The following is an 11,541-nucleotide window of genomic DNA, read 5'->3' as shown; positions in this document are numbered from 1 at the left end:
GATGTGGCTGTTGACTCTATTACCTCTCGCAATCATAATAAGAATTGTACGTTCTACTTGGGATGATTAGTGTCTAGAAGGTTATACAATGGAGATCCGGCGACTACAGCAAACAGGTGGTAAGGATGGAAGCTCTTTCTTGGTGGTCCTCCCCAAAAAATGGGTCCTGGGGCGCGATCTCAAGAAAGGCGATTCTGTAGTAATCTCCGAGAGAGAAGACGGGTGTCTTATTATCGATCCACGATTGCCAAAGGCAGGCGTGCCGCGTTCCACAACGGTCAGTATCACTTCGAATCTACGTTGGTCTATCACAAGCAAATATCTGCTGGGTTTTGATGAGATTCGCGTCGTTAGTGAGTCCACAATATCTAATGCTCAACGTATGGAACTACGAAATATCATCAAGAGGTTTGTTGCATTAGAGGTGACAGATGAGGACGACCATCAGCTTGTTGTGCAATGTTTAGTTGATCCGTCCACAATTCCTGTTGACAAGGCAATGAAACGAATGAATCTAATAGCTACACGGATGCTTAATGATGCGCTTTCGGCATTCTATAACGGGGATCAAGAATTAGCTCTTGAAGTTCAACAGCGCGACGAAGAAGTGGACCGGCTCTTTTTCCTTATTGTCCGCGAGTTACGATCTGCTATTCAATATCCAAGTATTTCGGAGAAGATGAATATAGCTCCAGTAGAGGCTCTCGATTTCCGTCTGGCCGTGCAATATATCGAGCGGATCGCTGATCTTGCGGTAGATATAGCATCGCAAACTGGCGAGCAGCTTGACCCCCATCTCATTGAGAAGATTAAACCACTTGCCACACTTGTAAAAGAGATGCTGACAAAATCTGTCACTAATCTTTTCAAGTTCGACTCCAAAAAGGTTTCGTGGGTCATGATGGCGGAGAAGGACCTCATCTCTTCAGCCACACAGCTCCGTCACGATCTCATTATCTCCCCTCACAAATTTTCTCAATCGCATCTCCTTGTTGTTGACAGTATGCAAAAGATAGGGGAGGCCGCAAAGGACATAGTTGATCTTGCTCTGCCACAGGAATAGGTGGTTTGTAGTTGGGCCTGTTCATCTTCATTTAGGAAGACTCAATTGGTCTTTTCTAGAGCCTGAGATTAGCGCAGGAACTTGTATTGTGGAGAAAGAAGAATGACTGCGGATACAGAAAAAATCTTTGGAACATCAGGCATTCGAGGCAATATTACACGTATTAACATCTCTTTCGCACAAGGTCTTGGTCGTGCATTGGGCACAATCTTAAACGGTTCCGGAACGGTGACCATAGGTACCGATGCTCGAACCTCACGTGAGATGCTTCGAAGCTCATTTCTTTCTGGAGTCTTGTCAACTGGTGTTAATGTCATTGATCTTGGAATAGTCCCTATGCCTACTGTTGCATACTCTAGCACCCTTCCCTCAATTGACTCCTCCGTTATTATTACAGCAAGTCACAATCCTCCCACGGATAATGGTTTCAAATTCTTTGTGAACGGTCGTGAATTTATTCGATCAGAGGAGATTAAAATTGAAGCACTACTGCGAAGTAAAGCGTTTATTGTGGCTGATTGGAACCGTATTGGCTCTCTGAGATATTTCGACATTCAAGAGAAATATCTCTCATATGTTAAGAAGTTCCTTCTCTCTCGAGGTGTTGAAAGCAAGGGCACCAAGTTGTTACTTGATCTTGCAAATGGGGCAGCAACTGGCTATACCCCTGCACTTCTTCATGATCTTGGATTTTCGGTTGTTACAATTAATTCTCATCAAGATGGTCATTTTCCGGGTCGGCCCGCCGAGCCGTCCCCCAAGAATCTCGCCGATACCATGAAGATGGCGGCAGGCTCGGATTATGCAGTCACTCTTTGCCATGACGGAGATGGCGATAGATTGGCAGTTATTGATGAGGCGGGTCAGTTTATTGATCAGAACCGAGTCATTGCCCTTTTTGCTCGTGATGAAATTGAGCGTCATGGCTTTGGTGTGGTCGTGACTTCTATTGACACTTCAAGTGTAATCGATGAGGTTGTGGAAAAGGCAGGTGGTGAAGTTGTACGTATGCCCTTGGGATCTCTTCAAGAGAAGATTGCACATGATGCCTCTGGAAAGATTATCTTTGCATCAGAACCTTGGAAACCCATATTCATGGAACTGGGCCCATGGATGGATGGTATTGCAGGCGCTTCGAGATTTGCTCAGTTAGTAGATGAACTTGGCTCGGGGAGTTGTCAACGATTGATGGCTACAATCCCCGAATATCCGATGGTCCGTGAATTCATTAAATGCCCTGACAAGCTAAAACGCTCTTTCATTCAACAAGTCCTTTCCATGCTTCCCGAAGAAATTTCTGGAGTCGATAAGGTTCTAGACATTGATGGTGTGCGTGTGGACTGTACTGATGGATCTTATGTTCTAGTTCGGGTTTCTGGGACCGAACCTAAGGCCCGTCTGTATGCAGGGGCTAGAACTGAGCGATCTCTGAATAGACTGGTTGTCACTGCGCGTAATGTGATGCACGCGGCGCTTGAGGCAGCCCAACAACAACAAACATGAGTTCCAATAGCATTAATGTTAAATTGAGTGGCAAGATACAGCTCATACATACAGATACATGTTAATCTGTTATTTCAGTGCCGAGGTATCCAAGTGGTTACGGAGACGGTCTCGAAAACCGTTGCCCTCAGTGGCTCGCGAGTTCGAATCTCGTCCTCGGCGCCATATTCTATTCATAATCTGATTGGATTGGGCCCCATCTCCCTAATCTCCTCTGCGAATTTACTGATCTCACTGGCAAACTTGTCTCCTTCAGCAGCACTGACAAAAACCATTCTTACACGATTTTCATTGAGGCCTAACTGAGCAATCAGTTTACGTGCAAAGCGAACCCGCCTTTCAGCCCCCAAATTTCCAGTCTTGTACGCACAGTCTCCAGGGTGGCAGCCAACTACCAGAACGCCATCAGCTCCTTCTTGGAGTGCTTTTAGTACGAAGTTGATGTCAAGTCTGGCCGTGCAGGGCATTCGGATTATTCTAGCACTGACATCATATTGAAGCTTCATAGTTCCTGCAAGGTCTGCAGCGGCATACATACATTGCATGCAGCCAAATACGATTATATTCATGTCCTTAGGAGGCATCTCACTCCACCTGACTGAGGTGGCGGTGTGAGTTTCACTCGGCCATATAATCTTTCAGATATCAAGAAATAAGTGGAGCCTCTATCGGCTCCACGTGCATCTCTCTTTAAATGACCAAACTTTATTGTGATTTGGCCGTTCCCCGTCTGAGTCTGGCGCGTCGTGCTTTGACCTCTTCGGGTCCCTTGAGCACCTTACTCTTACGAATCTCACACTGTCTAATTGGGATGATCACCTTGACTTGTTCTCTAACCTCTTGAGCAAGCTCCCCAAGAACGACTTTCTGAACAAGTTCGTTGAATGTATGTTTCTTTGCATGAGCCCGAATGACACTCTCTACTGTTTTTCGAACGGCTTTCTCTTGGCTTGTCTTTGCCCTTGTTGTTGTGAAGACAATGACTGAGATTCTCATCAGATAGTCATCTTTTGTGAGAATAGGGCCGATCCAATCAATTCGAGATGTCCCTCTTCGGACTAGGCCTCTCAAATAGTCCGAACTCCACTCATGGCCATGAAATATTGTCTTTGCCTGCTGACCAACGATGTCCACGATTTTAAATTTTAACTTGACATGTATCTGATCGAAATTAGTTGTGATGTCATAGAGCGTGGGTTGGACGGTGCGGCCTATCAATAGTTCGGGATTGCTGGCCAGTGTGAGACCTATCTCTTTGTTGTCAAAATATTCCGGTGCCAGAATCTGGTACCATACTTTCTCTCGCCACTTGTCACGGGTTCGGGCCGCTGCTTGTCTGCTTCTTGAAGACATCTGTTCATCACGCTCTTACTGGACATTGATTTCAAGTCCAGAGAATAACACGACCACCTATGGTCAGCCTTAGGGGTCTGCGCGACATCTTACGAGGCGAATAAAAACATTGTGACGTGGTTAAAGATACGCGCTTCTACTTGCTATTCTCCCCCATAACAAATTAGATATGTCATTTCAAATGTTTATACTTGGTGTACTAAGTTATGACAGATGTGACTTGTCCAAGATGCGGGAACAAAGATATTGCTCTTGTAAAGCGTGAACCTTTGAGTAGTGGCGGATACAAAAAGACGTATCGCTGCCCACGGTGCAGTAATCTCTGGGAAGTTAAGGAGTAACTTGCTCTTCTTCTTCTCAATATGGTAATCTTTTAAACGACTTTGGTTGCCACTTTTCAATATACCATGCGGAGGTTGCCAAGCCAGGTCAAAGGCGCCAGACTTAGGATCTGGTCTTGTAGAAGTTCGCGAGTTCAAAAGCGTAGGGTGATCCCCTTGCTGAATACATCTCGCCCTCCGCACCACTTCCATCTTTCCACTACTTTTTAGATACGCCACTTGTTCTCATATGTGCATCATGTTTTGATAGTGCAAGTATACATTTGTAGTTCTATAATTAGGAGCCCCTATAACAATGTAGATAGCCAAATGTGCGAAATAATTTAGAGGTGAAAAAATGGCAAAGCAACAAAAGCACTCGCGAGCTACACTGAGTGATAGAGTGCGTCGGCTGTTCAAGAAGAATCCATTATGCTTGACCGCCTTTGACGCATTAGAGTCTAATCTTGAGGTTCAGACAGTACTAGAAGATACCAATCGAATGGCTATTGACAGACTTGGCTATAGCGACCATGGCCATATCCATTCATTGATCGTCACAAAAAACGGGATTGAACTACTTGACAAGCTTAGTGCAAAGGTTCAACCTACTATAGTCCAAGAAGAAACTGGCACATTTCAAGATGCCCAATTGATAGTCCTTCTTGGCTGCTATTTACATGATATCGGGATGAGCGTTCATCGGGAACAACACAATGAATTTTCCGTCTTTCTGGCAACCCCCATAGTTGAACGACTTCTTGAGTCTATATACCCTGATGACAAGCACAAACAAGTACATGTTAGAGGCCATGTCCTTCATGCCATTTATGCGCACGATAAACTCATCCGCCCCACAACGATCGAGGCTGGAGTGGTTGGTGTGGCTGATGCTCTTGATATGACCTCTGGTCGAGCCAGAATTCCATTTGAGGCTGGCAGTGTGAATATTCATTCCGCCTCAGCTATGGCAATCCGTCGTGTACGTATTAAACGGGGGACCAACAAGACAGTTCGGATCGAGATTGAGATGAGTAATGCCTCTGGGATATTCCAAATACAAGAACTTTTAGAAAAGAAAATTAGAAGTGCGCCCCAGCTCTTGGATCATATCGAGCTCTATATTGTAATGTCGAGTCAAGAGGAGCGTATCCTGACAAAAGAGTTACAGATTTTATAACGGGATATTATGTTTGTCTTCACGCAGCAAGGGTGTTTTGATTAATGACTTCGTACACATTTCGGAAGGTATATGTACGAATACGCGCATCTGTGCTTTGGGGCCACAACAAATAATGTGTACCCAGAGAGGTCGAACCTGTGGAACTTGATGAGACCGACAAAAAAATCATCTCCCTCTTACAGCAGGATGGACGTATGTCCTTTTCAGACATTGCTGGAGTTGTGGGCAAGACGGAGGTCACCGTTCGGCGGCGTGTTAGACGTTTGCGGAAGGAAGGTGTCATTAAACAGTTTACAGTTGTTCTTGATCCTCTGAAAATGGGCCGTCACATTTGTGCTATGATCCGTGTCAAGGCGATGATGAAACAGGCAACGATCATTGCGGAAACTGTCCGAAACTATGACGAAGTCGATGAGGCCTATTTTCTTGACGGCGCCTGTGGGCTAATGCTTAAAGTCACAGTGAACGACCTAGGGCAATTGCGTGATTTTCTTGAGCGTCGTCTTGGAAAAGTACCTGGTGTCGGAGAAGTAGAGACCTGTATTGTCCTCGAAACGGTGAAATCTCCATTCTGAGGCGTTTTGAATAATGCACATCTCTGCTATTCATATTCCCTCGGATGAATTATCCGCGCTCTATGATCTCGCTGAACAATGTCTTCCAAATGAGTCAGTTGCGCTTCTCTTTGGTGTGCTAAAAGACCGTATTGCCATTGTGACCTCGGTTGAACCGATGAAGAATATTGCAAACTCTCCCACACGTTTTGAAGTAGATCCTGCTGCTGAATATGAACTCCTTATTCGCGCAGAACAGCAGAAGATCGAACTAGTTGGGATATTTCATTCTCATCCTGCACCCCCACGACCATCCACAACCGACATGACATATATGAAACTAAACCCCGTTGTATGGATTATTGCAAGTAATTTGACTGGTGCTTGGATCTCCAACGCGTTTCATTTTACTGATACAATAGTTGTAGAAATCCCCTGTATTACTACGTGATTCGCTTCTTTGATAATGCTCGAATGGTTCCCGAAGTTGTCTTTGGGATAAATGATATTTTTGTTGCCTCGATAGAGTAAATTAATGATGCGGCAGCCAACACCCTTTCTAAAATCTGTTCGTTGACCTGAATCACTCCTTGCCCAGTCTCTTCATCATAGTCCTGAAGATAGACCCGAGAATCTGCAACCGCAATCTCACCGTAGAGCCCCATCAAGTTCTTTCTGATGGCATTCACAACTTGCTGGTCAGTAACTTGATCTCCCTCCATCACAAGTTCAAATCGAACATAGCGTTTCCTGTATGGTTTCATGAATCGTGTTCCCCCCGATTGATTATTCTAATTCCCGGCGCTATAAAGTCCTTATCCATACGACTCATGTTTTGGAGAATCCGTTTATGTGCCCATTTTTCTGCATCTTGTAGATATTTCTTAGTTAGACCCACAACCGTTCCAATATACCTTATCGCAGCGGGGGATCTCATCTCGATTGGAATTTGGGCGCCACTCGACAAGACAACTTGCATCCCTGCTTCAAGTGCGGTCGTCGTCGCCTCACGATATATCTTTAGAATCTTAGACCTTTCGAAACCCATGCTTGTCAGTAATGGTCGTATTGGTAGTTCAAGGGCAATACCCGAAGACGCGGCCAATTTTGCAGTTGTCGTTTTTAATCCATATTTCCTCTCTCTACTTGTGAGAGTAAGCACATCAATCCTTGCGTCATCAGCTGCCCAATTTGCAATATTAATTCCTTTCAATGGGACTGCCACAATAATGGATCTTCTACGTGTCTGATTTATCTGCGTTCTTAATGCATTGAGAGTATTACCTGTAAGGTCTGTACGTGGTAGTATCTGTACCTGTTCATTTGAAGTTGAGATCTTCTCCCCTTGAGACCTTGCAGCAATAATATAGTCTATACTCAAACGTTCAGCCATAGTCACGAACCCGATTACATCCTTCTTTCCTATCTGAACGTTGAGATCTATTCCCACTCTATTCTCTCTCCGTTATTCCCAAGGTCTCATGAATGAACTTAATGACGACTTTTCTATTGCATTTTGGGTGATCTCTCAGATATACTTTGACGCTGATCATGTCTGGTCTAGTTGCAAGATGGATGTCTCCCCTAAAGGCATCTTGTTTGTCAAACCTGAAGAATAAAATGCATTTCTCGTTGAGTCGCTGCTCTATTGTATGGGCAATCTCTTGTTTATCGGCATCAGGTAACTGCTTGATAATATGTTCAAGAGTAACAAGTGCCTGATGTTTCCCTCTGATCTGTGCAGTAATGACAATGATTGGGACTCGCGCATGCCCCTCTGTTTTGACCGATTTTATGGTCACTTTCTTTTCAAGTTCCTCTGGAAAGAGAGCCAAGATGGCCTTTTTCACTCGTTCGACCACCTCTGTGGCTCGTGAATAGGCTCTTGCCTCGACTCTCTCAACAAAGGTCATATGTTAGCTCCTTGCAACAACTCATTTACCACGATTCTTGTGGGCTGCTAACGAAGGTCGTATCTTCTCGGCGCCTTTACCCTTTCTCCGAAGGCCTCGGCTCCGTTTTCCAGCAGATGTTAATCCACGGTGTACCCTTCCTTTCTGTGTAGGGTCGCAGATCCAATTAATGGTGGGGTCGTTGTATATCACTGGATGGTTCGGATCGACTAGAATTACTTCATAGAATACCCACTTGTGGTCCGATCCGACCCAATATGAGTTGAGAACTCTAAGGTTTGGGAATTTTCGAGCCGCCCGCTCCTCGGCAATCCATTTCCTTGATTTTTGTGGAGTATATTTTCTGACACCGAGACTACGTGGTTTGCGTCCCATTCTGGGTCGTGGTTTTTCTCGTGGGCCTCTTCCAGTCTTAATTCTGACAACCACGTAACCTTGTTTGGCCTTGTAGCCAAGTTCGCGGGCACGTCCAAGACGAGTAGGTCTCTCGAGTCTTACAATTGTCCCCTGTTTTCTCCAAACAATCAGTCTACTTCTGACAATTTCAGAGCGTTCCTTTTGCTCCTTAATCCAGACTTCATTCATTTGTTTGTACGCCAAAGTAATTCCTTCCTTTGCTGTGTATCGCTCTTCTGTGTTTTTGGTTCAGCCTATTTGGCCACATCCCATGCGGACGTATCCGCCAACACAAAGGAATGGCAGAATTCAATACTCTTTATGAGCTTGAATTGTTTCTCTGCCATCCCTGTTTCCTTAAAGATATAGCGATTAGTCACTCATTTCGAATTAGTTTATGTGAGTTCATTGATGACCTTTTCAGCAGTCAGTTCGCCAACTCTGGCCTGGGCCTCAACTGTAGTTGAAGCAAGATGTGGTGTTGCGACAAGTTTTGGATGTTTTATCAGGCTCCAGTCAGTTGGAGGCTCGGCTTCAAATACATCCAACCCTGCACCAGCAATCTCTCCCTCCTCGAGGGCCTTGAGGAGTGCCCTTTCATCAATGACCCCTCCTCGAGAAGTATTAACAATGAATGCTGTTTTCTTCATCATCTTGAATTCTTTTTCACCAATCATTCCTCTTGTCTGAGGGATTAATGGGACATGAAGTGTGATATAATCTGCCTCTTTGAGAATTTCTTCAAGGCTAGATCTCTTTGCACCAAGATCCTTGCATACGGAGTCAATATCAACAACATCATACGCAAGAACATGCATTCCAAAGGCATTGGCTCTTCTTGCCACTTCTTGGCCGATACGACCAAATCCAATAATACCAATAGTCTTCTGCCAGAGCTCAACGCCTTTCAGCTTCTTCTTCTCCCACCGCTCATCCTTCATCGAGCTGTCAGCGAGTGTCATGTTTCTTGCAAGTGTAAACATATGTGCAAATACCATCTCGGCTACTGACACAGTAGGGGCCTCAGGTGTGTTCATGACCTTGACTCCCTTTGCTTTGGCAGCTTCTTGATCAACATTATCGAGACCTACTCCTGCGCGAACAACTAGACGAAGCTTGTCTGCTGCATCAATGACCTCCTTTGTGACCTTGGTTGCACTGCGAACAATGATACAATCAAAACCTTTGATTTGTTCTACAATTGCACCGTCGGTATCTTGATCTCTTATGACGACATCAAGTCCTGCATCGGCCATCTTCTTTACTGCGGATTCCGCGATTGGATCAGCTACTAATACTCGTGCCATTCTGTTGCCTCCAACTGGGATTTCGAGTTCACACGAGCGCGTACATAGCTTGGTCTTAAATATGACGAAACCACTAGTTGATAAACACGTTTCGCTCACTTTTGCATATGAAACAAGAATTGGAACCATCGACGGCAGTCATTCCGGCTCCTGTTGTTCTATTGAGCGTTAAATCTGGTGACAGTTCAAACATTATCACATTGTCTTGGATTGCAAATATCTGTAGTGATCCTCCCACTGTCGCAGTAGGAATTCGGCCGAGCCGCTACAGTTATGAACTTCTGAAAAAAGCCCATGACTTTGTGCTTAATATCCCCTCTTCCGACCAACTGGAGTCGGTTATCTTCTGTGGCACAAAATCTGGTCGTGACTATGATAAGTTTAGAGAATGTCGGTTCACCGAGTTCCCATCAACAAAAGTGGGCAGTCCCATGATTAAAGAATGCCCCGTCAATATTGAATGTACGATAACTAACATACTCCATCTTGGTGCGCATGATCTCTTCATTGCGAAGGTTGTTGCTGTTCATATTGATGATGATCTTCTGACTGGTGAAGGGCACCTTGATGTTTCTTTGGCCAAATTATTTACCTATATCCCTCTCTCTGGAGAATATTGGTCCCTTGGATCAAAGATGAATTGATAGTCTGGATTACTTTGATCCCTTTGCACTGACAATTTTTATGACATCGCGGTCTTTGAGGACATGTTTGTCAGAGATTCGCATCTTTGTCCGAGCATCAATTGCATGAATGAAGCTCTCCATCAAGTCGGTATGGATGACACCGGCAAATTCCTTTGCTGTTGTTCCTTCAGGGACAAGATAGACATCAGGGAGCACATTGCCATCACTATCGCTCAATGTGTTTGCATCATGAACTGGATAGACTGTGATCATATGAAGAAATCCAAATACCGCATCGTTTAGAACGCGTTGTACTCCGGTTCCCCCATATTTTTTCAGGATGCCCTCTTTCAACTTCTCAAGTTGCGCCAGCTCTTGTGATTTCAGTTTCTCTCTCTCAATGATTTCGAAATCCTTGCTTCCCGGAATGTATTTGATTATCCCTTTTTTATCCAAATCTTTCAAGACCTTCTCTGCAAGAGCACTAACTGGTACGATCAGCAGGTCTGGGAACGTCTCTCTCAGCCGTTCAAAATTCTCATATGCTCCAGGTCTGTCGATTTTGTTGGCTGCTATGATGATTGGTTTGGCCACTCGTTGTAGAGCACGTGCGAATTTTTTCAGTTCCTCATCGCTCCACTTGTCCGAGGTTTCAGGTTTTAGGTCTGCTTCTCTCAATGCTTTCAAAATATGTTTGCGTGATATCTTCAGGCCCGAGAGCTTTTCTACTAATAACTCATCCAGCTTTGCCCCTTCGGCTCTGACTCGCCCCGTGATTCTTCGCCAATCACTCGTGATTATGGCAAGAATCCACTCCGTTATTTCCTCCTCTAGAAACTTTACATCCTCTACAGGATCGTAACTCCCCGCAGGGACCTCTTGCCCCTCTGCATCAAGGGATCCACTAGCATCAACAATGTGAATTAACACGTCGGCCTGACGAAGGTCATCAAGAAATTGATTGCCCATACCCCGACCTTTGTGGGCTCCTGGAACGAGACCTGCCACATCTATTAGTTTGATTGGAATTAGCCTAATGCCATCTATGCAGATCGAGTTTTTTGGATTGTCCTTTACTCCGAAGTCAGTACATGCACATTGACTTCTGACATGAGCTACTCCCACATTTGCCTCGATTGTAGTGAATGGGTAGCTTCCAATTTTGAAATCCGTCATGCATGCGGCATTGGTAAACGATGTCTTGCCGCATGACGGTTTTCCAACAATCCCAACACTAAAACCCATATTTTGACACTTCCGACTATTCACTGTTCTTTACTGAAGATAAAGATGGTTGTTGTTATGACCGTTCCAAAGAGTTTT

14 protein-coding genes and 2 tRNA genes are annotated in these 11,541 nt (G+C 44.7%); 8 read left to right on the top strand and 8 right to left on the bottom strand.

Features of this window, described 5'->3' with window-relative positions; all coding sequences use genetic code 11:
• Positions 1–88: 88 nt before the first annotated feature.
• The 3 genes from K9W43_08420 to K9W43_08410 all read left to right on the top strand — a co-directional run bounded on the left by K9W43_08420 (position 89) and on the right by K9W43_08410 (position 2,731).
• Positions 89–1,063 (top strand): phosphate uptake regulator PhoU, encoded by a 975-nt coding sequence (locus K9W43_08420; GenBank protein MCF2137250.1) that lies wholly within the window; start codon positions 89–91, stop codon positions 1,061–1,063.
• A 102-nt stretch (positions 1,064–1,165) separates the two neighbouring features.
• On the top strand, positions 1,166–2,566 hold the full coding sequence (locus K9W43_08415) for a phosphoglucosamine mutase (GenBank protein ID MCF2137249.1): 1,401 nt from the start codon (positions 1,166–1,168) through the stop codon (positions 2,564–2,566).
• A 79-nt stretch (positions 2,567–2,645) separates the two neighbouring features.
• Positions 2,646–2,731, top strand: a tRNA-Ser gene (locus tag K9W43_08410).
• Positions 2,732–2,739: 8 nt separating this feature from the next.
• Here the strand turns inward: K9W43_08410 and K9W43_08405 are convergent.
• Both K9W43_08405 and K9W43_08400 read right to left on the bottom strand, forming a co-directional pair.
• Entirely contained in the window at positions 2,740–3,150 is a 411-nt protein-coding gene (locus tag K9W43_08405; GenBank protein MCF2137248.1) for a hydrogenase iron-sulfur subunit, read from the bottom strand.
• Between the two features lie 121 nt (positions 3,151–3,271).
• Positions 3,272–3,919 carry a 30S ribosomal protein S3ae gene (locus K9W43_08400; protein MCF2137247.1) on the bottom strand — a complete coding sequence of 216 codons (648 nt, stop codon included), beginning with the start codon at positions 3,917–3,919 and terminating at the stop codon, positions 3,272–3,274.
• 409 nt (positions 3,920–4,328) lie between these two features.
• Here K9W43_08400 and K9W43_08395 point away from each other — a divergent pair.
• The 4 genes from K9W43_08395 to K9W43_08380 all read left to right on the top strand — a co-directional run bounded on the left by K9W43_08395 (position 4,329) and on the right by K9W43_08380 (position 6,427).
• Positions 4,329–4,445: transfer RNA gene (locus K9W43_08395), tRNA-Leu, on the top strand.
• Positions 4,446–4,597: 152 nt separating this feature from the next.
• A complete protein-coding gene (locus K9W43_08390; protein MCF2137246.1) occupies positions 4,598–5,419 on the top strand; it encodes an HD domain-containing protein in 822 nt (273 codons plus the stop codon).
• Between the two features lie 140 nt (positions 5,420–5,559).
• The gene (locus K9W43_08385) at positions 5,560–5,997 is read left to right on the top strand and encodes an Lrp/AsnC family transcriptional regulator (GenBank protein MCF2137245.1); all 438 of its coding nucleotides are present in this window, start codon (positions 5,560–5,562) and stop codon (positions 5,995–5,997) included.
• Positions 5,998–6,010: 13 nt separating this feature from the next.
• Positions 6,011–6,427 carry a M67 family metallopeptidase gene (locus K9W43_08380; protein MCF2137244.1) on the top strand — a complete coding sequence of 139 codons (417 nt, stop codon included), beginning with the start codon at positions 6,011–6,013 and terminating at the stop codon, positions 6,425–6,427.
• On the opposite strand, the gene K9W43_08375 is transcribed toward K9W43_08380, so the two are convergent.
• From K9W43_08375 to K9W43_08355, 5 genes are all read right to left on the bottom strand, one after another.
• Positions 6,420–6,740: a hypothetical protein gene (locus tag K9W43_08375; protein MCF2137243.1), complete on the bottom strand. Its 321-nt coding sequence runs from the start codon at positions 6,738–6,740 to the stop codon at positions 6,420–6,422. The two genes, K9W43_08380 and K9W43_08375, sit on opposite strands and share 8 nt — an antisense overlap.
• Entirely contained in the window at positions 6,737–7,426 is a 690-nt protein-coding gene (locus K9W43_08370; GenBank protein ID MCF2137242.1) for a hypothetical protein, read from the bottom strand. The genes K9W43_08375 and K9W43_08370 overlap by 4 nt, the downstream gene beginning before the upstream one ends.
• A gap of 1 nt (position 7,427) precedes the next feature.
• Complete coding sequence (locus K9W43_08365) at positions 7,428–7,889, bottom strand: hypothetical protein (GenBank protein MCF2137241.1); 462 nt, start codon at positions 7,887–7,889, stop codon at positions 7,428–7,430.
• Positions 7,890–7,910: 21 nt separating this feature from the next.
• Positions 7,911–8,474, bottom strand: a complete 564-nt coding sequence (locus K9W43_08360; GenBank protein MCF2137240.1) for a 50S ribosomal protein L15e — start codon at positions 8,472–8,474, stop codon at positions 7,911–7,913.
• A 206-nt stretch (positions 8,475–8,680) separates the two neighbouring features.
• Positions 8,681–9,592: a D-2-hydroxyacid dehydrogenase gene (locus tag K9W43_08355; protein ID MCF2137239.1), complete on the bottom strand. Its 912-nt coding sequence runs from the start codon at positions 9,590–9,592 to the stop codon at positions 8,681–8,683.
• 107 nt (positions 9,593–9,699) lie between these two features.
• Here K9W43_08355 and K9W43_08350 point away from each other — a divergent pair, with 107 nt between their 5' ends.
• Positions 9,700–10,236 carry a flavin reductase family protein gene (locus K9W43_08350; protein ID MCF2137238.1) on the top strand — a complete coding sequence of 179 codons (537 nt, stop codon included), beginning with the start codon at positions 9,700–9,702 and terminating at the stop codon, positions 10,234–10,236.
• 9 nt (positions 10,237–10,245) lie between these two features.
• Here K9W43_08350 and K9W43_08345 read toward each other — a convergent pair whose 3' ends face one another.
• Positions 10,246–11,463: a redox-regulated ATPase YchF gene (locus K9W43_08345; protein MCF2137237.1), complete on the bottom strand. Its 1,218-nt coding sequence runs from the start codon at positions 11,461–11,463 to the stop codon at positions 10,246–10,248.
• Between the last annotated feature and the right edge of the window lie 78 nt (positions 11,464–11,541).

This window comes from Candidatus Thorarchaeota archaeon, from assembly GCA_021498125.1.
GTDB lineage: Archaea > Asgardarchaeota > Thorarchaeia > Thorarchaeales > Thorarchaeaceae > B65-G9.
The sequence above is the reverse complement of the archived record's forward strand: the minus strand, read 5'-3'. Positions and strand labels throughout refer to the sequence as shown.